This is a genomic window from Micromonospora sp. LOL_025 (genome assembly GCF_048060285.1).
Classification (GTDB): Bacteria; Actinomycetota; Actinomycetes; order Mycobacteriales; family Micromonosporaceae; genus Micromonospora.
The window spans coordinates 108,590-128,576 of the sequence record NZ_JBHMIR010000008.1 but is presented as its reverse complement, the minus strand read 5'-3'; the positions used below and the strand labels follow the sequence as shown (position 1 = coordinate 128,576).

General features: G+C 74.2%; 18 protein-coding genes, 2 pseudogenes and 1 riboswitch. Of the genes and pseudogenes, 8 read left to right on the top strand and 12 right to left on the bottom strand.

The features are described 5' to 3' along the window. Positions 1–18 precede the first annotated feature (18 nt). A complete protein-coding gene (locus ACFHW0_RS13550) occupies positions 19–1,410 on the bottom strand; it encodes a PLP-dependent aminotransferase family protein (protein ID WP_416607622.1) in 1,392 nt (463 codons plus the stop codon). On the opposite strand from ACFHW0_RS13550, the gene ACFHW0_RS13545 reads away from it, so the two are divergent. Then, positions 1,409–2,341 carry a DMT family transporter gene (locus ACFHW0_RS13545; RefSeq protein ID WP_416607621.1) on the top strand — a complete coding sequence of 311 codons (933 nt, stop codon included), beginning with the start codon at positions 1,409–1,411 and terminating at the stop codon, positions 2,339–2,341. The two genes, ACFHW0_RS13550 and ACFHW0_RS13545, sit on opposite strands and share 2 nt — an antisense overlap. 84 nt (positions 2,342–2,425) lie before the next feature. On the opposite strand, the gene ACFHW0_RS13540 is transcribed toward ACFHW0_RS13545, so the two are convergent. Then, entirely contained in the window at positions 2,426–3,727 is a 1,302-nt protein-coding gene (locus tag ACFHW0_RS13540; RefSeq protein WP_416607620.1) for an aminotransferase class V-fold PLP-dependent enzyme, read from the bottom strand. Positions 3,728–3,774: 47 nt separating this feature from the next. Beyond that, a riboswitch (SAM riboswitch) is annotated at positions 3,775–3,895 on the bottom strand. 22 nt (positions 3,896–3,917) lie between these two features. Between ACFHW0_RS13540 and ACFHW0_RS13535 the strand changes: the two genes are divergently transcribed. Continuing rightward, complete coding sequence (locus ACFHW0_RS13535; protein WP_416607619.1) at positions 3,918–5,411, top strand: PrsW family intramembrane metalloprotease; 1,494 nt, start codon at positions 3,918–3,920, stop codon at positions 5,409–5,411. A 64-nt stretch (positions 5,412–5,475) separates the two neighbouring features. Here the strand turns inward: ACFHW0_RS13535 and ACFHW0_RS13530 are convergent, their stop codons facing one another. Together ACFHW0_RS13530 and ACFHW0_RS13525 are read right to left on the bottom strand one after the other, a co-directional pair. Then, on the bottom strand, positions 5,476–5,643 hold the full coding sequence (locus ACFHW0_RS13530; RefSeq protein ID WP_165947924.1) for a hypothetical protein: 168 nt from the start codon (positions 5,641–5,643) through the stop codon (positions 5,476–5,478). Between the two features lie 100 nt (positions 5,644–5,743). Next, positions 5,744–6,082 carry a GroES family chaperonin gene (locus tag ACFHW0_RS13525; RefSeq protein WP_121400053.1) on the bottom strand — a complete coding sequence of 113 codons (339 nt, stop codon included), beginning with the start codon at positions 6,080–6,082 and terminating at the stop codon, positions 5,744–5,746. Between the two features lie 88 nt (positions 6,083–6,170). Here ACFHW0_RS13525 and ACFHW0_RS13520 point away from each other — a divergent pair, with 88 nt between their 5' ends. Next, positions 6,171–7,538, top strand: coding sequence for an AI-2E family transporter (locus ACFHW0_RS13520; RefSeq protein ID WP_416607618.1), 1,368 nt, complete (start codon positions 6,171–6,173; stop codon positions 7,536–7,538). 124 nt (positions 7,539–7,662) lie between these two features. Here ACFHW0_RS13520 and ACFHW0_RS13515 read toward each other — a convergent pair. Further along, a pseudogene (locus ACFHW0_RS13515) lies at positions 7,663–8,358 on the bottom strand (ATP-dependent DNA helicase); the annotation flags it as partial. 120 nt (positions 8,359–8,478) lie between these two features. Then, positions 8,479–9,899 (bottom strand): annotated as a pseudogene (locus tag ACFHW0_RS13510) (ATP-dependent DNA helicase); the annotation flags it as partial. A gap of 69 nt (positions 9,900–9,968) precedes the next feature. On the opposite strand from ACFHW0_RS13510, the gene ACFHW0_RS13505 reads away from it, so the two are divergent. Then, positions 9,969–10,475, top strand: coding sequence for a DUF402 domain-containing protein (locus ACFHW0_RS13505; RefSeq protein ID WP_416607617.1), 507 nt, complete (start codon positions 9,969–9,971; stop codon positions 10,473–10,475). 22 nt (positions 10,476–10,497) lie between these two features. Here the strand turns inward: ACFHW0_RS13505 and sigJ are convergent, their stop codons facing one another. Further along, positions 10,498–11,463: an RNA polymerase sigma factor SigJ gene (gene sigJ, locus ACFHW0_RS13500; RefSeq protein WP_416607616.1), complete on the bottom strand. Its 966-nt coding sequence runs from the start codon at positions 11,461–11,463 to the stop codon at positions 10,498–10,500. Between the two features lie 263 nt (positions 11,464–11,726). Between sigJ and ACFHW0_RS13495 the strand changes: the two genes are divergently transcribed. From ACFHW0_RS13495 to ACFHW0_RS13485, 3 genes are all read left to right on the top strand, one after another. Continuing rightward, entirely contained in the window at positions 11,727–12,674 is a 948-nt protein-coding gene (locus tag ACFHW0_RS13495) for a PPK2 family polyphosphate kinase (RefSeq protein ID WP_416607723.1), read from the top strand. A 143-nt stretch (positions 12,675–12,817) separates the two neighbouring features. Further along, a complete protein-coding gene (locus tag ACFHW0_RS13490; RefSeq protein ID WP_088998168.1) occupies positions 12,818–13,444 on the top strand; it encodes a DUF47 domain-containing protein in 627 nt (208 codons plus the stop codon). Between the two features lie 4 nt (positions 13,445–13,448). Next, the gene (locus ACFHW0_RS13485; RefSeq protein WP_416607615.1) at positions 13,449–14,453 is read left to right on the top strand and encodes an anion permease; all 1,005 of its coding nucleotides are present in this window, start codon (positions 13,449–13,451) and stop codon (positions 14,451–14,453) included. 52 nt (positions 14,454–14,505) lie between these two features. On the opposite strand, the gene ACFHW0_RS13480 is transcribed toward ACFHW0_RS13485, so the two are convergent. Then, complete coding sequence (locus tag ACFHW0_RS13480; protein WP_416607614.1) at positions 14,506–15,474, bottom strand: Gfo/Idh/MocA family protein; 969 nt, start codon at positions 15,472–15,474, stop codon at positions 14,506–14,508. A 71-nt stretch (positions 15,475–15,545) separates the two neighbouring features. On the opposite strand from ACFHW0_RS13480, the gene ACFHW0_RS13475 reads away from it, so the two are divergent. After that, positions 15,546–16,379 carry an NUDIX hydrolase gene (locus tag ACFHW0_RS13475; RefSeq protein WP_416607613.1) on the top strand — a complete coding sequence of 278 codons (834 nt, stop codon included), beginning with the start codon at positions 15,546–15,548 and terminating at the stop codon, positions 16,377–16,379. 33 nt (positions 16,380–16,412) lie between these two features. Here the strand turns inward: ACFHW0_RS13475 and ACFHW0_RS13470 are convergent, their stop codons facing one another. From ACFHW0_RS13470 to pstC, 4 genes are all read right to left on the bottom strand, one after another. Further along, the gene (locus ACFHW0_RS13470) at positions 16,413–16,826 is read right to left on the bottom strand and encodes a VOC family protein (RefSeq protein ID WP_416607612.1); all 414 of its coding nucleotides are present in this window, start codon (positions 16,824–16,826) and stop codon (positions 16,413–16,415) included. Positions 16,827–16,970: 144 nt separating this feature from the next. Next, positions 16,971–17,747 (bottom strand): phosphate ABC transporter ATP-binding protein PstB, encoded by a 777-nt coding sequence (gene pstB / locus ACFHW0_RS13465; protein WP_121400045.1) that lies wholly within the window; start codon positions 17,745–17,747, stop codon positions 16,971–16,973. Positions 17,748–17,767: 20 nt separating this feature from the next. After that, the gene (gene pstA, locus ACFHW0_RS13460; RefSeq protein WP_416607611.1) at positions 17,768–18,856 is read right to left on the bottom strand and encodes a phosphate ABC transporter permease PstA; all 1,089 of its coding nucleotides are present in this window, start codon (positions 18,854–18,856) and stop codon (positions 17,768–17,770) included. Then, positions 18,853–19,944, bottom strand: coding sequence for a phosphate ABC transporter permease subunit PstC (gene pstC / locus ACFHW0_RS13455; RefSeq protein ID WP_416607610.1), 1,092 nt, complete (start codon positions 19,942–19,944; stop codon positions 18,853–18,855). Before pstC ends, pstA begins: the two co-directional genes overlap by 4 nt. Between the last annotated feature and the right edge of the window lie 43 nt (positions 19,945–19,987).

Here is a 19,987-nt window from a genome sequence, read left to right as displayed (position 1 = left end):
CGCACCCCGTCGGCCGGGTCAGGCCCGCAGGGCGCGGGCGAGACGATGGACGGCCTCGTCCATGAGGTCGGGTGGGGCGGCGGCGTAGGTGAGGCGAAGGTGGGGGGCCGTGGGTTCGGCGGCGTACCAGGGGCGGCCGGGGAAGACGACGACGCCCTCGGCGGCCGCGGCGGCAGCCAGCGCGACGTCGTCGGTGCCCTCCGGCAGGCGTACCCAGAGGTGCATGCCGCCGCGCGGGACCGGCTGCCGGGCCAGTTCCGGCAGGTGCCGGCGGAGGGCGGTCAGCAGCGCCTCGCGGCGGGCCCGCAGCGCGGTGCGCAGGGCGCGGCGGTGTCGCGTCCAGGCCGGGGCGGTGACGAAGTCGAGCGTGGCCTGTTGCAGTGGGCCGGCGACGAAGAAGTCGTCCAGCAGCCGGGCCGCCCGCAGCCGGGCGCCGGCCGGGCCCCGGGCGCCGATCGCCGCGACGCGCAATCCGGGAGCGGTCGACTTGGTCAGCGAGCGCAGGTAGACGACGTGCCCGTCGGGGTCGTCGGCGGCCAGCGGCGGCGGGGCCTGGCCGTCGATGGTGAGGTCGCGGGCGTAGTCGTCCTCGATCAGGAACGCCCCGGCGTCGCGTACGGCCTCGGCGACCCGGGCCCGGCGGTGATCCGCGAGCGTCGCGCCGTGCGGGTTGGCGTACAGCGGCTGGCAGTAGAACAGTCGGGCGCCGGTGCGGGCGAACGCGGCGGCGAGCTGGTCGGGCCGCACCCCGTCGGCGTCGGCGGGCACCGGCACCACCCGTAGGCCGGCTGCCCGGGCGGCGGCCAGTGCGCCCAGGTAGGTCGGCGACTCGACGAGCAGGGTGTCGCCGGGCGCGGCGAGCGCCCGCAGCGCGGACGACAGCGCGGCCTGTCCGCCCGGGCAGATCACCATGTCCTCGGCGCGCAGCCCGGCCCCGGCCTCGCGGGCGAACCAGGCGCGCAGGTCCTCGCGCCCCTCGGCCGGCCCGCGCTGCCAGGACGCGGGCTGCCGGGCGGCGCGGGTGAGCGCGGCCCCGAGCGCGGCGGCGGGTTGCAGCTCCGCGTCGAGGTAGCCCCCGGACAGCGGAATCGCTCCTGCGGGCGGTAACGCCAGTAGCGCCTGCATCTCGTCCTCGCCCGGCCGGCGGGGACCGAGCGCCACGGTCTGCCACGACAGGTCGGGGGCGCGCCACTCGCGCGGCGGGGCGGCCACGAAGGTGCCTCTGCCGGCCCGTGTCTCGACCAGGCCCTGGGCCACGAGCTGACGGATGGCCTCGGCGACGGTGACCGGCGAGGCCTGGTGCCGGGCGATCAACTCGCGTACCGAGGGCAGCCGCGTGCCGGGCTCCGCGACAGCCGCGAGCGCGCGCAGGTCTTGGACGACGCGGTCGGCTGCGTTACCGTCATTCATGAACGGGAACAGTAGCGCTACTGTCAGGACCACGGTAACGGCGGACCGCACGGTCGGCCTCGCCCTCGGCGCGCTGGGCGTGTTCGCCTTCAGCATGTCGCTACCCGCGACCCGCGTCGCCGTGCAGCAGCTCGACCCGTGGTTCGTCGCCTTCGGCCGGGCCGTCGGCGCGGCGCTGCTGGCATGGGCGTACCTGCGATCCACCGGCGCCCCGCGGCCCACGCGCGGTCAGTGGCGGCGGCTGACGGTCGTCGCCCTCGGCGTCGTCGTCGGCTTCCCGCTGTTCACCTCGTTGGCGCTCATCACCCAGACCTCCGCGCACGGCGCGGTCGTCATCACCGTGCTGCCCGCCATGACCGCCGTGTTCGCGGTGCTGCGGGCCGGCGAGCGACCGCCGCTGCTGTTCTGGGTCGCCAGCGCCGGCGGGCTGCTGGCGGTGCTCACCTTCCTCGGCGCGAGCGGCGCGGTACGCGGGGCCCTCGCCCCGCCCGACCTGTTCCTGCTCGCCGCGGTCGTGCTCTGCGGCCTGGGATACGCCGAGGGCGGTGCGCTCGCCCGCGAGCTGGGCGGCGCCCGGACGATCTGCTGGGCGTTGCTGCTCTCGCTGCCCGTCACCGTGCCCGTCATGGTCGCCGCCGCCGTGGCGGCTCCTCCGCGCGCCGACCCCGTCGCCTGGTCGGCGTTCGGCTACCTCACCGTGGTCTCCATGTTCCTGGGCTTCTTCGCCTGGTACGCGGGCCTGGCCCGGGGCGGCATCGCGCAGGTCGGCCAGATCCAGCTCGCCCAGCCGGTGCTCACCCTGCTCTGGTCGGCGCTGCTGCTCGGCGAGGCCGTCACCCCCGCCTCGATCGCGGCGGCGGTGGCCGTGCTGGCGTGTGTGGTGCTGATCCAGCGCACCCGCGACCGCGCGCCGGCGGTGGGGGAGGCCTGACGGGGCACCCGCCGCCGCCTGCGGGACCCGTACCGGAGCCGGTCGCCCCGCCGGCTCCGGTACGAGGAAACGGGCGCGGGCCGGTCAGGCCAACGCGGCGAGGGCGACGAGCAGCCGGTCCACGTGCCCGGCCGTGCTGCCCAGGCCGATGCTGGCGCGCAGGGCGGTCGGCGGCAGGTCGCGCCGGCCGCTGCGGGCGGCCGCCTCGTCGAGCAGTCGCCGGGCCAGCGGGTGGGCGCAGAAGAGGCCGTCGCGCACCCCGATGCCGTACGTCGCCGCCAGTTCCGCCGCCACCTCCGCGGAGTCCCGGCCGGCCACCACGAACGACACGATCCCCACCCGGGGCGCCGCTGGCCCGAACATGCGCAGCTCCAGCACGTGCGGCAGGGCCGCGATGCCCTCGCGCAGCCGGGTCAGCAGAGCCTGCTCGGCGTCGTGCAGGGCGGCCCGGTCGGCGTCGGCCAGCGCGGCGCAGACCGCCGCCAGGGCGACCGCGCCGAGCAGGTTCGGCGTGCCCGCCTCGTGCCGGGTCGGGCCGGTCGCCCACCGTACGTCGTGGGTGGCCGCCCCGACGTGGCTGGTGGCGCCCCCGCCGGCCAGGTACGGCGGCGCGGCGTCCAGCCAGTCCGCCCGCCCGACGAGCACCCCCGCGCCGAACGGCGCGTACAGCTTGTGGCCGGAGAGCACGAGGTAGTCGACGTCGAGGGCGGCGACGTCCACCGGCGCGTGCGGGGCGAGCTGCGCGGCGTCCACCGCGATCCGGGCCCCGTGCCGCCGGGCCACCAGGGCCAGCTCGGCCACCGGCCAGCGTTCGCCGGTCACGTTGCTCGCGGCGGTCACCGCGACCAGCACGGGCGGGCCCTGCCCGGCGCCGGGGCGGGCGGGCCCCGAACCGCCCCTCGCGTCCGGCCTGCGCAGCTCGCCGAGCGCGGCGTCCAGCGCGCGGACCGCCCCGGCGGGATCCTCCGGCACCGGCAGCCGGACCGAGCCCCGCGGCCAGGGCAACAGGTTGGCGTGGTGCTCCCCGCCGAAGGTGACCACCGTCGTGCCGGCGGGCAACGCCCGGGCCAGCAGGTTCAACGCGTCGGTGGTGTTGCGGGTGAAGACCACGTGGTCGTCGGCACGGGCGCCGAGGAAGTCGCCGACCGTCTGCCGGGCGCGCTCGTAGGCGAGGGTGCAGCGCCGCGACAGCGCCCCGGCGCCGCGGTGCACGCTGGCGTACCAGGGCAGCAGCTCGGCCACCGCGTCAGCCGCGGCCCGCGCGCAGGGCGCGGTGGCCGCGTAGTCGAGGTTCACCTGGCCGGGTACGCCGAGCACGTCGAGCGGGGCGGCGACGGCGGGCGGCTGCGGCGCGGGCGCGGGCGGGGGTACGAGGGTGACGGTCATGGCCGACCTCCGGGTCCAGGGACCCCGGGTGGGCGCACAGCGGGCGGGGTCCGCGCTTGCCCGGCACGCGGATCGGGCCGGGCCCGGTCATCACCCGGGGCACCCCACCGCGAACTCGACGAGGGTTGCCGGCCAGCAAGCCGGGGCTTGACGCTGGCGCTCGTGACCTGCGGGCAGCATAGCCGGGTGAATGCGGCCGGACCAGGCGGCCGGGGATGGCTACGCTGACCGCATGGCCGACACCCCGCCCGGCGCACCCCTGCCGCCGTCGCCGACCGCGCCCGCCGTTCCGTCGCCCGGCGGGGGCGGGCCCCGGATGCCGCTGCGTCGGCTGGGGTGGCGTCGGGCCCTGGTGCTGGCCGGCACCGTCCTGTTCATCGCGGCCTGCGCGCTGTTCATGGTCTTCACGCTGGGCGAGAACCTGGGCGTCGAGGCGCTGCTGATCGGCGTGGTCGCCGCGATCCTCCCGGTTCCGGTGCTGGTGGGCTGTTTCCTCTGGCTCGACCGCTACGAGCCGGAGCCCCTGAAGTACCTGGTCTTCTGCTTCGCCTGGGGCGCGTTCGTCTCCACCGCTGCCTCGCTGACCGTCAACGAGTTCTCCGCCGGGCTGTTCGAGGACTGGGGGCTGCCGACCGCGCTGACCGCGGTGCTGGTCGCGCCGTTCATCGAGGAGCTGACCAAGGCCCTCGGGCCGATCCTGCTGCTGATCTTCCGCCGCCGCGAGTTCTCCGGGATCACCGACGCCCTGGTCTACTGCGGGCTCTCCGCGATCGGGTTCGCCATGGTGGAGAACATCCTCTACCTGGGCGGCTACGGCTACGCCACCGGCGTGGAGCGGTACGGGCCGGCGACCGGCACCCAGCAGGTCATCGCCATCTTCATCGTCCGGATCCTGCTCTTCGGCTTCGCCCACCCGCTGTTCACCTCCATGACGGGGGTGGGACTGGGTATCGCCGCGCGCGCCGCCAGCCGGTGGGTGCGGGTGCTCGCGCCGCTCGCCGGCCTGCTCCTGGCGATGATGCTGCACGGGCTCTGGAACCTGCTGCCGACGCTCACCCAGGCCACCGGCGAGACGCTGATCATGCTGTACGGCTTCATCGGCGTGATGGTGCCGGTCTTCTTCGGCATGGTCGGGCTCGCCGTGTGGCTACGGGCCTGGGAGGGGCGGCTCACCGAGCGGACCCTGCCCGACTACGTCCGGGCGGGCTGGCTCACCCCGCCGGAGGTGGCGGCGCTGAGCAGCCTGGGACGGCGGCACGCGGCCCGGGTGTGGGCCAAGCGGGTGGCCGGCGACGGCGGGTTGAAGGCGATGCGCGGCTACCAGTTCGCGGCGACCCGGCTGGCGCTGCTGCGCGACGGCGCGCTGCGCGGCCTGGACCGCCGCCCGGTGGACCGGGAGCGGACCGCGCGGGAGGAACGGGAACTGCTGGAGGCGATCGGCGCGTACCGGTCGTTCTTCGTGGGCCGGGACCCGCAGGTGCCGGTGGGGATCTGGGACGGGCACCGCTACCACCTGCGGTTCCCGGACGGCACGCAGCGGTCGGTCGAGGCGCCGGACGAGCCCGTCGTGCCGATCCCGGTGGTGCTCGTCCCGCCGCCGCCCCCGGCGCACCCGGCCGGCTTCGGCCCGCCCGGCTGGTACGGCCAGCAGCCGCCGGCGCCGTGGCCCCCCGGCCACCACTGACGCGCGTACGCCGGCCGCCCCCCGACCCCGGGACCGGGGCCGCCCGTGATGGTCGGCCCTGTCGTCAGGTCATCAGGCTGGTGAGGAAGTCACCGAGGCCCTGCGCCATCGCCATCAGGCCCGCCCCGATCGCCTTGAACATCTCCGCCGCGCCCTCCGGCCGGAAGGCCATGAAGTAGATCAGGAACGCGACGCTCCCCCAGAGCAGAATCTTCTTCACTAGTACCGGCATCGCGTCCCTCCCCAGGGCCGGTGATGCGGCTGGCTTCCCGGCGGGGAGCGACGCAAACGGCACCCGCGCCCTCATCCGGGCGGGTGGGGCGGGGGTGGGCTCAGAGGTAGAGGCCGGTGGAGTCGTTCTCCACCCGCTCGGCGGCCACGGCGTGCACGTCGCGCTCGCGCAGCAGCACGTACCCGCGGCCGTGCAGTTCGACCTCGGAGCGGTCGTCGGGGTCGAAGAGGACCCGGTCGCCCGAGACGATGGCGCGTACGTTCGGCCCCACGCCCACGGCGGTGGCCCAGGCCAGGCGCTTGCCCACGGCGGCGGTCGCCGGAATCACGATGCCGGCGGTCGAGCGTCGCTCACCCTCGCTCCCCTCCATCCGCACCAGCACACGGTCGTGCAGCAGGCGGATCGGCAGCTTGGAGTCGAGATTCTGGTCGGCGGTCACGCCGGAGACGCTACCGTGTCCCGGTCGGCCGGCCGTGGGCGGTTACACGCCGGGGGCCGGGGGCAATGTGTGGCGGACCTGCCCTACGGTGGCGTCGTCGGACGTATCCTGTCCGCCCACCGGCGTGGGCGGGCCGGTCTCTTGCCAGGAGGTGCGCTTGAGCCGCTTCGAGCAGATACGCGGACGGCTCCGTCGCGCGTACGAGTCGGGCCGGGAGTCGGTGCGGGCACGCCGTACGGACCCGGCCGACGGCCCCGAACCGGCCGGCGTGGCCTCGCCGACGTCCCCCGGACCGGCGGCGGCGCCGTCCGCGACCGTGGTCGGCGCCCCGCCGCCCGGGGCGATGCACAACTCCACCTCCAGCCGGGACGACGCGGACGTGCCGCACGCGTTGCGGATCGCCGCCGCGTGGTCCTGGCGGCTGATCGTGATCGGCGTCGTGGCCTGGGCGCTGCTGAAGATCGTCGGCACGGTCCGGATCGTGGTCATCCCGCTGGCCGTCGCGCTGCTGCTCTCGGCGCTGCTCGCGCCGGCGGTCGGCTGGCTGCTGCGGGCCCGGTTCCCCCGGTCCATGGCGACGGCGGTGGTCCTGGTGGGCGGCCTGGCCGGGGTGATCGGCACGCTGACCCTGGTCGTGAACGAGTTCATCCAGGGCGTGCCGGAGCTGAGCAAGAAGTCATCGGAGGGCGTCCGGCAGATCCAGGACTGGCTGAAGACCGGCCCGCTGCACCTCTCCGACGGACAACTCGACAACTACATCGAGGAGGGCCAGAAGTGGATCAACAACAACACCGAGAAGTTCACCAGCGGCGCCCTCTCCACGGCCGCCACGCTGGCTGAGGTGCTGACCGGCACGCTGCTGGTGCTCTTCGCCACCTTCTTCTTCCTGCGGGACGGCAACAAGATCTGGCGCTTCCTGGTCCGGCTGCTGCCGGTGGCCGCCCGCTGGAAGGTCGACGACGCCGGGCGGGCGTCCTGGGCGACCCTGGTCGCCTACGTCCGGGCGACCGTGCTGGTCGCCTTCATCGACGCCGTCGGCATCGGCGTCTTCCTGGTCATCTTCGACATCCCGTTCGCCTTCCCGCTCGCCGCGCTGGTCTTCCTCGGGGCGTTCATCCCGATCGTCGGGGCGACCCTGTCGGGCGTCGTCGCGGTCCTGGTCGCGCTGGTCGACAGCGGTCCGGTGACCGCGCTGATCATCCTCGGCGCGGTGATCGGGGTGCAGCAGGTGGAGGGGCACCTCCTCCAGCCGCTGATCATGGGCCGGGCGGTGGCCATCCACCCGCTCGCGGTCATCATCGGCATCGCGGCGGGCGTGGTCCTCGCGGGGATCACCGGCGCGCTGGTCTCGGTGCCGCTGATCGCCGTGCTCAACACGGCCGTGCGCCGGCTCGCCGCCCGCACCGTTCCGGACACCCCGCCCGACGCCGTCGTCGTCGCCTCCCAGGCGCCCTGACCCACCCGACAACGCGGCCACGATCCGCGCAGCCGCACCGAGAGGGTGGCCTCCCTAGCCGGGGGGCCACCCTCTCGGCGTCGCGTGGCCCCGGCAGGCGGTGCCGGGACCGGCGCGCGCGGGGTCAGGACTTGGCGAGGCGTTCGAGGGCGCCGCGGGCGACCTCGGGCCGGGTGGTGTACCAGAACGGCGGCAGCGACCGGCGCAGGAACGGCCCGTAGCCCCGGGCGGTCTCCAGGCGCGAGTCGAGCACCGCCACCACGCCCTTGTCGCCCGTCGACCGGATCAGCCGCCCCATCCCCTGGGCCAGCCTGATCGCGGCGATCGGCACGCTGACCGCCGCGAAACCCGACCCGCCGCCGGCGTCCACCGCCGCCGCCCGCGCCGCCGCCAGCGGCTCGTCCGGCCGGGGGAAGGGCAGCCGGTCGATGACCACCAGCTGGCAGGAGTCGCCCGGCACGTCGACCCCCTGCCAGAGCGACATCACCCCGAACAGGCAGCTGGACTTCTCCTCCCGGAACCGGCGTACCAGCAGCGGCAGCGTCTCCTCGCCCTGGAGCAGGACCGGCAGGTCGGTCCGCGCGCGCAGCAGCTCCGCCGCCTGCTGCGCGGCCCGCCGGGAGGAGAAGAGGCCGAGCGTACGCCCGCCGAGCGCGGTGACCAGCGCGAGCAGCTCCTCGCCGGCCGCGTCGGGCAGCCCGGAGACGCTGGGCCGGGGCAGGTGCGCGGCGACGTACAGGATGCCCTGCCGGGGGTAGTCGAACGGCGAGCCGACGTCGAGGGAGCGCCACCCCGGCCCCGAGGTGGCCGGCGCCCCCGCCGTGCCGGCCACCGCGCCGCCCCCGGTCGCGCCGCTGCCCTCTGCCGGCCCGGTGCCGCCGGTGCGCCCGGCGGAACGGGCGGCCAGGGCGGCGGCGGCCGGCGACGGCGGGTCGGCCGGGGGCGCCTCCAGACCCAGCGCCCGGGCCACCGTGTCGAACCGGCCGCCCAGCGTCAGCGTCGCCGAGGTGGCGACCACCGTGCGCTCCTCGTACAGGTGGGTGGCGAGCGTGCCGGCGACCGAGAGCGGCGCGACCACCAGCGCCCGGCGACCGGTGTTGTCGTTCTTCTCCACCCAGGCGACGTCGTGGTCGGCCTCCTCCAGCAGCCGCTGCGCGGTGGCGGAGAGTTCGTCGAGCACGGCCTTGGCCTGCTGCTTGCGCACCGGGTCCGGGTCGTCGGACTTGACCTCGCCGATCGCGTCGAGCGCCGCCCGGGTGGCCGCGTCGAGCAGGGTGCACGCCTCGCGCAGCGCGGACGGCAGCCCCGAGGTGATCCGCCCGGCCGGCGCCTCGGCCAGCCCGACCGCCAGGGCGTCGCCGGCCGCGGTGAGCGACTCGGCGACGTCCGGCCGCAGCAGCGGGCGGGCCCGCTTCGCGGAGCGGTCGATCAGCTCCGGCACCAGCTCGGCCTGCGCGGCAGAGGAGACCCGGTCGGCCAGCTCGTGCGCCTCGTCGACGATGAGCAGCTTGTGCGGCGGCACGATGTGCCGGCCGGCGAGCATGTCCACCGCGAGCAGGCTGTGGTTGGTGACCACGATGTCGGCCTCCCGGGCGCGGGCCCGGGACGCCTCGGCGAAGCACTCCGCGCCGAACGGGCAGCGGGACGCGCCGACGCACTCCCTGGCCGGCATGGAGACCAGCCGCCAGGCCTGGTCGTCGACGCCCGGGTCCAGCTCGTCCCGGTCGCCGGTGTCGGTCTTCTCCGCCCAGTCGCGCAGCCGCTGGACCTGCTTGCCGAGCCGACCCGCCTCGCCGAGCCACCTGGTGCCGCCGCCGGGGCGTGCGGGCGGGGCGTCGAAGAGGGTGTCCTCCGGCTCGTCCTCCGTGGAGTTGTCCAGCCGGGCCAGGCAGAGGTAGTGGTGCCGTCCCTTCAGGACCGCGAAGGTGGGCCGCCGGCCGAGCACCGGCTCCACGGCGTCGGCGAGCCGGGGCAGGTCGTGGTCGACCAGTTGGGACTGCAACGCCAGGGTGGCCGTGGAGACCACCACCGGGCCGTCCACGGTCAGCGCCGGCGTCAGGTAGGCCAGCGACTTGCCGGTGCCCGTGCCGGCCTGCACCAGCAGGTGCTCCCGCGCCTGCACGCACTCCTCGATGGCGGTCGCCATCTGCTGCTGACCGGGGCGCGCCGCCCCGCCCGGCACCGCGCCGACGGCGGCGGCGAGCAGTTCCACCCCGCTCGGCCGGGCGCCCCGCCGCCGGCCTCCGGTGCGGGGCGAGGGGGCGGCGGAACCGGTGGCGAGGCGCGGAGTCACCGTGCGACGGTACCCGCCGTCCCCGACACCGGCCGCGCCGATCCGGGTGTGGCGTCGTCACGGTACGGTCTCCCGCCGACCGCGTCCGGTTACTTCCGTACGGCGAGCGATGGGCGGTATCGGTTAGGGTGCGACTCATGCCGAGCGACGTGGTCCGCGTGATCTACCGCAAGTACGACGGCAGCGCCCACCGTGACTACCCGGCCCGCCGTCTGGCCGAGGACGAGCTCGGCGTCTGGCTCGGCGTGACCGAGGGCACGAAGTCCGTCTACCACGGCCGGCCGTCGGTGGAGCAGATCCCGTTCGTCCTCCTGGTGCCGCACCATGCCTGGTGGACCGGCATGTTCAACCCGCCGCCCCGGACCAGCGAGGTCTACTGCGACATCGCCAGCCCGGCCCGCTGGGAGAACGGCGACACCGTCCACCTCGTCGATCTCGACCTCGACGTGGTGCGTCGCCGGGCCACCGGCCTGGTGGAGCTGCGCGACGAGGACGAGTTCGCCGAGCACCGGGCCCGCTTCGGCTACCCCGACGACGTGGTGGCGCAGGCCGAGGCGGCGGCCCGGTGGCTCCTCGGGGCGCTGGGCGACGGCGTCGAACCGTTCGCCACGTCGTACCGGAAGTGGCTGGCCCTGGTGGTTTGACCGCCGGCACCGGCCGGGGTCGTCACCAGCGCGGCGGCCAGCCGTCCTCGGCCGCCAGCGGCGGCAGGTCGCCCAGCTTCTCCGGGTTGAGCTGGTGGAACAACCCGGTGACCCGGCCGCCGTCGACCGCGAGGGCGGCGACCACCCGCAGCGTCCGGCCGTCCGGGTGCGGGCTCTCCATGTGCAGGCCCTCCACGCCGTCGACGAGCACCCGACGGGCGCGCAGCGTGCCGCCGTACCGGCCGGCGCGGCCGAACAGGCCCAGGACGAAGCGGGCCACCGAGTCGGCACCGACCACCGGGCGCCGGGCCGCGGGGAAGTGGCCGCCGCTGTCGCCGATGGCGACCACGTCCGGGGCGAGCACCCGCACCAGCGCGTCCAGGTCGCCCGACTCGACGGCGGCCACGAAGGCGGCGAGCACCCGGCGCTGCTCGGCGGCGTCGGCGGTGTGCCGGGGCGCGTCGGACGCGTGCACCGCCCGGCGGGCCCGGGAGGCGAGCTGGCGGGCGGCGGCGTCGGTCGTACCGAGCACCTCGGCGATCCGGGAGAACGGCACGGCGAAGACGTCGTGCAGCACGAAGGCGACCCGCTGTTCCGGCGCGAGCCGCTCCAGCACCACCATCAGGGCGGTGCCGACCTGGTCGGCGCGGACCGCCCGCTCGGCGGGGTCGGGCGCGAAGCCGTCGGTACGCGGGCCCTGGTCGAGCGGCGTCACCACGGGCTCCGGCAGCCACTGGCCCGGGTACGCCTCCCGCCGTACCCGCGCCGAGCGGAGCACGTCCAGGCAGATCCGGGCGCAGGTGGTGGTGAGCCAGGCGCCGAGGTGCCGGATCTCGGCGCGGGCCGCCGGGTCGGCGAGCGCGGCGGCGTACCGCAGCCAGGTCTCCTGGACGGCGTCCTCCGCCTCGCTGCGGCTGCCGAGCATCCGGTGGGCCACCGCCAGCAGCCGCCCCCGCTCCACCTCGAACTCGCCCACCAGATCCCCCACGCCACCCTCCCTGCCCGCTCCCACCCACCCCACCCACCCACCCCACCCCTCCCGCCCATTCTCCGCCCCCGCCCCCCGCCCCCCCCGCCCCCGCGCCCCGAGCGGGCCGATCATGCAGTTGTGGTGCCCCGCATAAGGCGCCAAGGCGCGGATTTCGCCCACCACAAGTCCATGATCGCGAGACCCGGGGGGCGGGAGGGGTGGGGGTGGGTGATGATCCGGGGGTGCGAGCGACTGATGAGCCGGACGTGGGCGGCGCGGGTGTGGAGCGGGTCGACGGGGTCGTGGGACCGGTCGGGGGGAGCACGCGAGAGTTGCTCCGGGTGAGGCCGGGCGCGGCGGCCGACCTCGGGGCGGTCGATCCCCGGTCGACGCCCGGTCTGCCCGGGCCCGAGGTGACCGGCCGGCGGCGCAAGGAGTGGGCCCGCCACCAGGTCGGGTTGGTCGGCGCGGAACTGGGCCGGCAGCAGGAGATGCTCTTCGCCGACGCGAAGGCCCGGGAGGCCGGCCGGGGCGCTGGCGCGGACGGGCCGGGTGCGGCTGCCGGGCGCCGCGTGCTGCTGGTGCTCCAGGCGATGGACTGCGGCGGCAAGGACGGCACCATCAAGCGCGTGGCCGGCGCGATGAACCCGCTGGGCCTGCACGTCCGCTCGTTCGGCCCGCCCACCCCCGAGGAGCTGCGGCACGACTTCCTGTGGCGGATCCGGCGGGCGCTCCCGCCGCCCGGCCAGGTGGGGGTCTTCAACCGCTCGCACTATGAGGACGTGCTCGTGGCGCGCGTCGACTCGCTGGTGCCCGAGTCGATCTGGCAGGCCCGGTACGACGAGATCAACGCCTTCGAGCGGGAGCAGGTCGACGCCGGGGTGGCCCTGGTGAAGGTGATGCTGCACATCTCGTACGCCGAGCAGGGCCGGCGGCTGCTGGAGCGGCTGGACGAGCCGCGCAAGCACTGGAAGTACGACCCCTCGGACGTCGACGCCCGCGCCCGCTGGGACGACTACCAGGCCGCGTACGCCGAGGCCCTCAGCCGGTGCGGCACGGACGCCGCGCCCTGGTACGTGGTGCCGGCGGACCGCAAGTGGTACCGCGACTGGGCCGTCGCGCACCTGCTCCGCGAGACGTTCGACACCCTCGATCTCGGGTATCCGCCTGCCGGTTTCGACGTCCGGCGGGAACGGGAGCGGCTGCTGGGACCCGCGAGAACGGCGTAGATGAACGGCAGGTGAACGACCGGTGAATGTGGCCTGACCAGGGGGAGGCCGCGCAATTCCCGGTTCCGTCGTTTTCTAGCATTCCCAGGCGGGCACCCTCCGGGCGACCGCGACCCTTCCACCGACACGACGAGGTCCGTGCTGTGAAGTTTTCCTTCCGCCCGAACGAGGGCGCCTTCTACGAGCTCTTCACCAGGGCCGCGCAGAATCTGGTGAAGGGCACCGAGCTGCTCAACGAGCTGGCCCTCCCCGGGGTGGAGGTGCAGTCGGTCAGCGAGCGGCTCACCGAGGTGGAGCACGACAGCGATCAGATCACCCACGAGCTGTACAAGAAGATCAACTCGACCTTCATCACGCCGTTCGACCGGGAGGACATCTACCGCCTCGGGTCGCTGCTCGACGACGTGATGGACCACCTCGAGGCGGTCGGCAACCTGCTCTACCTCTACGGCCTGACCAAGCTCCCCTCGCTGCCCCGCGAGATGCACGAGATGGTCAACGTCCTGGACGCGCAGGCGAAGCTGACCGCCGACGCCATGCCGCGCCTGAAGTCGATGAAGGACCTCGAGGACTACTGGATCGAGTGCAACCGGCTGGAGAACGACGGCGACCAGGTGTACCGGATGCTGCTGGTCCGCCTCTTCTCCGGCGAGTACGACGCGCTGACGGTGCTGAAGATGAAGGAGGTCGCCGACGAGTTGGAGGCCGCCTGCGACGCCTTCGAGCACGTGGCCAACACCGTCGAGACCATCGCGGTCAAGGAGTCCTGATCCTGTGAGTCCCGAACTCATCGCCGTGCTGGCGGTGATCGCGGTGGCGTTGGCGTTCGACTACACCAACGGCTTCCACGACGCCGCCAACGCGATCGCGACCAGCATCTCCACCCGGGCGCTCACACCCCGGGTGGCCCTGGCCATGGCGGCGGTCGGCAACTTCATCGGCGCCCACTTCGGCGCCGAGGTGGCCAAGACCGTCGGCAGCGGCCTGGTGAAACTGCCCACCGGCACGGCGAGCCTCGGCATCGTCTTCGCCGGCGTGATCGGCGCGATCGTGTGGAACCTGGTCACCTGGTACTTCGGCCTGCCGTCGTCCTCGTCGCACGCGCTGATCGGCGGCCTGGTCGGCTCGACCGTGGCCGCGTCCGGCACGGTGCTCTGGACCGGCATCGGGGAGAACGTGATCATCCCGATGATCCTCTCGCCGATGGTCGGCTTCGTGCTCGGTTACGTCGTCATGATCGCCGTGCAGTGGATCTTCCGGAAGGGGCACCCGGGCCGGCTCAACCGCGGCTTCCGCTGGGCGCAGACCGCGTCCGCCGCCGCCATGTCGGTCGGCCACGGTATGCAGGACGCCGCCAAGACCATCGGCATCGTGGTGCTCGCCCTCTACGTCGGCGGCTACCAGGACGACCCCAGCTTCATCCCGGAGTGGGCGTTCTGGACGTCGGCCGCCGTGCTCGCCGCCGGCACGTACGCCGGTGGCTGGCGGATCATCCGGACCCTGGGTCGTAAGATCATCGACCTCCGGCCGCCGGAGGGCTTCGCCGCCGAGACCGTGGCCAGCGGCGTGCTCTACTTCAACGCGCTGGTCCTCGGCGCGCCGATCTCGACGACCCACACGATCACCTCGGCGATCATGGGCGTCGGCGCCACCAAGCGGCTCTCCGCCGTCCGGTGGGGCGTGGCCGGCAACATCGTCGGGGCGTGGATCCTCACCTTCCCGGCCGCCGGCTCGATCGGCGCCCTGATGTACTTCCTGGTCCGCCCCCTGTTCAGCTGACGTACGCGAAAGGGGCCCCTCGGCGACGAGGGGCCCCTTTCGCGTTCTTCCGTCAGGAGTAGGAGACGCCGATCTGGGCGCGGACGAGGTCGAGGAGCGCCATCACCTCCAGCGTGGCGGCGTGGGGGACCAGGGGGCTCTCCAGGAGGCCCTCGGCGAGGCAGCGCTGGACCTCGGCCGCCTCGTACTGGTAGCCGCCGCCGACCAGCTCGCCGCTGATCGTCTCCGGCTCGGCGCCGGCCCGGTGCAGGGTCAGCGAGCCGGGGCGGAAGAACGGCTCGGGCAGGTCGATCCGGCCGGTGGTGCCCGTGACCGAGGCGACCAGCGGGGTCGCCCCGACCATGCCGCAGCTGAGGGTGGCGACCGCGCCCGAGTCGTACCCGAGGACGACGCCGGTGTTCTCGTCCACCCCCTCCGGGCTCAGCCTCGCCCAGGACCGGACGTGGTCGGGCACGCCGAGCAGCAGGTGGGCCAGGCTGACCGGGTAGACGCCGAGGTCGAGCAGGGCGCCGCCGCCGAGCGTACGGGCCCGCATCCGGTGCTCCGGCGGGAACGGCCCGGCCAACCCGAAGTCGGCCCGCACGCCGGTCACCGTGCCGATCGCGCCGTCCGCGACCAGCGCGCAGAGCCGGCGGACGAGCGGGTTCGTCCGCATCCACATGGCCTCCATGAGGAAGACCCCGGCCGCGCGGGCGGTGTCGACCAGCTCGACGCTGGTCGCCAGGTCGAGGGTGAACGGCTTCTCCAGCAGCACCGCCCGGCCGGCCGCGAGGCAGGTCATGGCCGCCTCGTGGTGTGCGGCGTGCGGGGTGGCGACGTAGACGACGTCCAGCTCGTCGTCCGCGGCGAGTTCCGCCCAGGAGGCGTACGCCCGCGGCACGCCGTGCCGGGCCGCGAACCGCTCCGCGCTCTCGGCCGTGCGGGAGCCGACCGCCGCGAGTTCGGCGCCCGGGACCAGGCGCAGGTCCTCGGCGAAACGGGCGGCGATGTTGCCGGTGGCCAGGATGCCCCATCGAGTCATGCCGGCCACGCTAGCGAAGATCACCCGACGGCGGCGGGGGCGATCCACCCGTCGGGAACTAGGCTCGGCGCATGACGATCGACGCCGACGGCTTCCCCGCACCCCCGGCGCTCGTGGAGCACGCCCGCCGCTTCCGCGCCGAGGGCGGCACCCCGGCGGCGCCCCGGGTCGCGGCCACCGTGCTGCTGCTCCGCCCCGCCGACGACGACTTCGAGGTGTACCTGATCCGACGGGTCGCCGCGATGGCCTTCGGCGGGATGTACGCCTTCCCCGGTGGCGGGGTCGACCCCTCGGACTCGCAGGCGCACCTGGACTGGGCCGGCCCGACGCCGGCCGGGTGGGGTGAGCGGCTGGGGCTGACCCCCGAGGCCGCGCAGGCGGTCGTCTGCGCCGCCGCCCGGGAGGTCTTCGAGGAGGCCGGGGTCCTGCTCGCCGGCCCCGACGCGCAGACCGTGGTCGGCGACGTCAGCGGTGACGACTGGGAGGCCGACCGGGTGGCGCTGGAGCAGCGCCGGGGCGGCTTCGCCGACCTGCTCGCCCGGCGCGGGCTCACCCTCCGGTCGGACCTGCTGCTGCCGTGGAGCCGGTGGATCACGCCGGAGTTCGAGCCGCGCCGCTTCGACACGTACTTCTTCGTGGCCCTGCTGCCGGAGGGACAGCGGACCCGGGACGTCTCCGGGGAGGCCGACCACACCCTGTGGGCCCGCCCGGCGGACGCCCTGGCCCGGGCGGAGGCCGGCGAGCTGACCATGCTCCCGCCCACCCTGGTGAACCTGGCCCAGGTGGCGGCCGGCGGCGACGTGGCCGGCGTCGCCCGCGCGGCGGCGACCCGGGACGCGGCCACCCCGGTCACGCCCCGCCTGGACGTGCCCGGGACCGGCGAGCCCCGGTTCGTGCTGGGCTGACTGTGGTCGCCCCGTGCGCGCGGGCCGGCGAGGCTAGGCCACGAAGATGCAGAACGGGTGACCGGACCGGTCCGCGAACACGTACAACGGCTCGTCGGGGTCGTCGGTCCGGTCGAGCAGGAGTTCCGCGCCCAGGGCCTCGGCCCGCTCACGCTGCCTCTCCAGCTCGGCCGCGTCCGGGACCGTGAAATCGAGGTGCAACTGCATCGGCACGTCGTGCCGGGGCCAGGTGGTCCGGGGCAGGCGATCGACAAGTTGGAAGGCGAGCTTGGCCGCTCCGTCGGAGTCTCTGAGCACGAGCCAGTCCCGGTCGTCGGCCGTCCCGTCCGTCGGTGGTTCGTCACCGGGTCGGTACTGCAGCCCGAGCAGCTGCCGGTAGAACTCGGCGAGCTCTCGTGGGTTCGTGCTGTCGAGCACGGTGTGCAGCAACCGGGGGTATTCAGACATGCCCGTCCTCCGCATCGACCGTAGGCGTTTCCCGACTCTAGAGCAGATCCTGGGGTGCTGCCGGGCTTGCCGCCGCCCGGGCGCGGGAAGGGAAGGGCCCCTTTCCCGCAGGGAGAGCGGGAGAAGGGGCCACTGCCTCGCGGCTCAGCCGAAGCGGCCGGTGATGTAGTCCTCGGTCTTCTTCACCCCGGGGTTGCTGAAGATCTTCTGCGTGTTGTCGTACTCGATGAGGCGGCCCGGGTCGCCGGTCTTCTCGATCGAGAAGAAGGCGGTCCGGTCCGAGACGCGGGCGGCCTGCTGCATGTTGTGCGTGACGATGATGATGGTGAACTTGTCCTTGAGCTGGAACATGAGGTCCTCGATGGCCAGCGTGGAGATCGGGTCGAGCGCCGAGCAGGGCTCGTCCATCAGCACCACCTGCGGCTCGACGGCGATGGTCCGGGCGATGCAGAGCCGCTGCTGCTGACCGCCGGAGAGGCCGGCGCCGGGCTTGCCCAGCCGGTCCTTCACCTCGTCCCAGAGGTTGGCCGAGCGGAGCGCCCGCTCGGCCGCCTCCTCCAGGATCGACTTCCTGCGCACGCCGTTGAGCCGCAGCCCGGCCACCACGTTCTCGAAGATGCTCATGGTGGGGAACGGGTTCGGCCGCTGGAAGACCATGCCGATCATGCGCCGGACGGCGGTGACGTCCACGTCCCGGTCGTAGATGTCCTGGTCGTCGATGGTGAGGCTGCCCTCGACCCGGGCACCGGGGAGCACCTCGTGCATCCGGTTGATCGACCGCAGGAAGGTGGACTTGCCGCAGCCGGACGGGCCGATCAGGGCGGTCACCGTCTTCGGCTCGACCGTCAGGTTGATGTTCTCGATGGCCTTGAAGGCGCCGTAGTAGGCGGTGACGTTCGAGGCTTCGATGCGCTTGGCCATGGTGGTGGTACCTCCGGGGTTCATCGGCCGAGCCGGTTGCGACGGGCCAGCAGCTTCGCCGCGACGGTCAGGATCAGCACGAGGGCGACCAGGGTGAGTGCCGCCGTCCACGCCCGCGCCGGCGCGTACCGGGACGCGTCGCCGGCCTGCTGGTAGACGAAGAGGGCCAGCGACGACTGGTTGTTCTCGAACGGGTTGAAGTTGATCGCCGCGCCGCCGCCGGCGACGAGCAGCACCGGGGCGGTCTCGCCGGCCGCGCGGGCGATGGCGAGCATGACGCCGGTGACGATGCCCGGCAGGGCGGTCGGCAGTACGACCCGCAGGATGGTCTTCCACTTCGGCACGCCGAGGGCGTACGCCCCCTCGCGCAGCGGCGCCGGGACGAGACGCAGCATCTCCTCGGTGGAGCGGACCACGGTGGGCAGCATCAGCACGCTCAGCGCGAGCGCGGCGGCGAAGCCGGAGAAGCTGGGCCGCCCGTCGTTGAACCACGGCGAGACGATCAGCACCCAGAACGCCAGCACGAACAGGCCGGCGACGATGGACGGGATGCCCGTCATCACGTCGACGAAGAACCGGATCGCGGCGGCGAACCGGCCCCGACCGTACTCGACGATGTAGATCGCGCAGAGGATGCCGAGCGGGACGGTGATCAGGGCGGCGATGCCGACCTGCTGGAGCGTGCCGACGATCGCGTGGTACGCGCCGCCGTTCGGGTCCCGCGCGCCGATGTTGTTCATCGAGGTGAGGAAGAAGTCGGCGTCCAGGCGCTCGGCGCCCTTGCTGACCAGCGTCCAGACCACCGAGGCCAGCGGCAGGACGGCCAGCACGAACGCGGAGTGGATCAGCGCGCTCCAACTGCGGTTGCGGGCCGACCGCCGCCCCTCGACCTTGTTGGCGGCGGCGAACAGGCCGGCCAGGTAGAGCAGCGCGGCGACCACCACGACCAGCACCGGGCCGCCGGTGCCGGTGCCGTACACGAACGCGGCGGCGACCAGCAGGGCGGCTGCCCCGATGGCCGGCGCGGCGTACCTAGGCAGGCGCCGGGCCCGCAGCGTGGGCGGCTGGGCCGGCGGACGGGTGCGGTGCGACGTGACGGTGGTTGTCATGCGGCCGACTCCGTGAACTCCCGGCGGCGGTGGATGATCGCCCGCGCCGTGATGTTGACGATCAGCGTGATGGCGAAGAGCACGAGGCCCGAGGCGATCAGCGCGCCCCGTCCCGTGTCGTTCGCCTCGCCGAACGTGTTGGCGATGTTGGCGGCGATGGTGTTGCCGCCGCTCTCGATGAGGTTGAACGAGATGTTGAAGGTGATGCCGAGGGTCATCGCCAGGGCGATGGTCTCGCCGAGCGCCCGGCCCAGGCCGAGCATCACCGCGGCGACGATGCCGGGGCGGCCGTACGGCAGCACCGCGGTGCGGATCATCTCCCAGCGGGTCGCGCCGAGGGCGAGGGCCGCCTCCTCGTTCGCGGTCGGGGTCTGCGTGAACACCTCGCGGGAGAGCGAGGTGATGATCGGCAGCACCATGATCGCCAGGACCAGGGCGCCCAGCATGATGGACTTCCCGAACGGGCCGTCGCCGCCGAAGATCGGGATCCAACCGAAGTGCGTGTTCAGCCAGGCGGAGAAGTCCCGCACCGGGTTGATGAAGACGTCGCGGCCCCAGAGGCCGAAGACCACGCTGGGCACCGCGGCCAGCAGGTCGATCAGGAAGCCCAGCGTGGTGCCGAGCCGGCGCGGCGCGTAGTGGGACAGGTAGAGCGCGATGCCCAGGGCCACCGGCACCGCGATGAGCAGGGCCAGCGCGGAGCTGAGCACGGTGCCGAAGGCGAGCGCCCCGATGCCGAACTTGGGCTCCGCGTCGTTCGGGAACCAGCCCTCGAAGCTCCAGAAGCTCTCGGTGTTGGCCCGCAGCGCCGGCACCGCCTTGGCGACGAGGAAGACCGCGATCGCCGCGATGACGACGAGGACGGCGGTGCCGGCGGCGAGGGTGAGGGCGCGGAAGGCCCGTTCGGCGCCGAACGCCCGGGCCCGGGGCAGCGCGCCGCCGCCGCCCAGGCCGGCTCCGCCCGGCGTACGGGTGCTGACTGGTGCCTCGGCCGGACGCGCCGAGGCACCGGCGGGCCGGTCGTGACCTTCGGTCACGCGCGTCCCGCCGGTGCCGGCGTGGGCCGAGCGGTGAGGGGTTTCACCCATCTGCTCGCTCGCTTCGGGTTGAGGTGGTGGTGTCGGTGTCGGT

Excerpts from the sequence above, each read along its gene's own strand:
- ACFHW0_RS13470 (WP_416607612.1), bottom strand. The coding sequence starts at position 16,826 with ATGTCTGAATACCCCCGGTTGCTGCACACCGTGCTCGACAGCACGAAC.
- pstA (WP_416607611.1), bottom strand. The coding sequence starts at position 18,856 with ATGACAACCACCGTCACGTCGCACCGCACCCGTCCGCCGGCCCAGCCG.
- ACFHW0_RS13550 (WP_416607622.1), bottom strand. The coding sequence starts at position 1,410 with ATGAATGACGGTAACGCAGCCGACCGCGTCGTCCAAGACCTGCGCGCG.
- pstC (WP_416607610.1), bottom strand. The coding sequence starts at position 19,944 with ATGGGTGAAACCCCTCACCGCTCGGCCCACGCCGGCACCGGCGGGACG.
- ACFHW0_RS13530 (WP_165947924.1), bottom strand. The coding sequence starts at position 5,643 with ATGCCGGTACTAGTGAAGAAGATTCTGCTCTGGGGGAGCGTCGCGTTC.
- pstB (WP_121400045.1), bottom strand. The coding sequence starts at position 17,747 with ATGGCCAAGCGCATCGAAGCCTCGAACGTCACCGCCTACTACGGCGCC.
- ACFHW0_RS13480 (WP_416607614.1), bottom strand. The coding sequence starts at position 15,474 with ATGACTCGATGGGGCATCCTGGCCACCGGCAACATCGCCGCCCGTTTC.
- ACFHW0_RS13505 (WP_416607617.1), top strand. The coding sequence starts at position 9,969 with ATGCCGAGCGACGTGGTCCGCGTGATCTACCGCAAGTACGACGGCAGC.
- ACFHW0_RS13540 (WP_416607620.1), bottom strand. The coding sequence starts at position 3,727 with ATGACCGTCACCCTCGTACCCCCGCCCGCGCCCGCGCCGCAGCCGCCC.
- ACFHW0_RS13545 (WP_416607621.1), top strand. The coding sequence starts at position 1,409 with ATGAACGGGAACAGTAGCGCTACTGTCAGGACCACGGTAACGGCGGAC.
- ACFHW0_RS13475 (WP_416607613.1), top strand. The coding sequence starts at position 15,546 with ATGACGATCGACGCCGACGGCTTCCCCGCACCCCCGGCGCTCGTGGAG.
- ACFHW0_RS13535 (WP_416607619.1), top strand. The coding sequence starts at position 3,918 with ATGCGGCCGGACCAGGCGGCCGGGGATGGCTACGCTGACCGCATGGCC.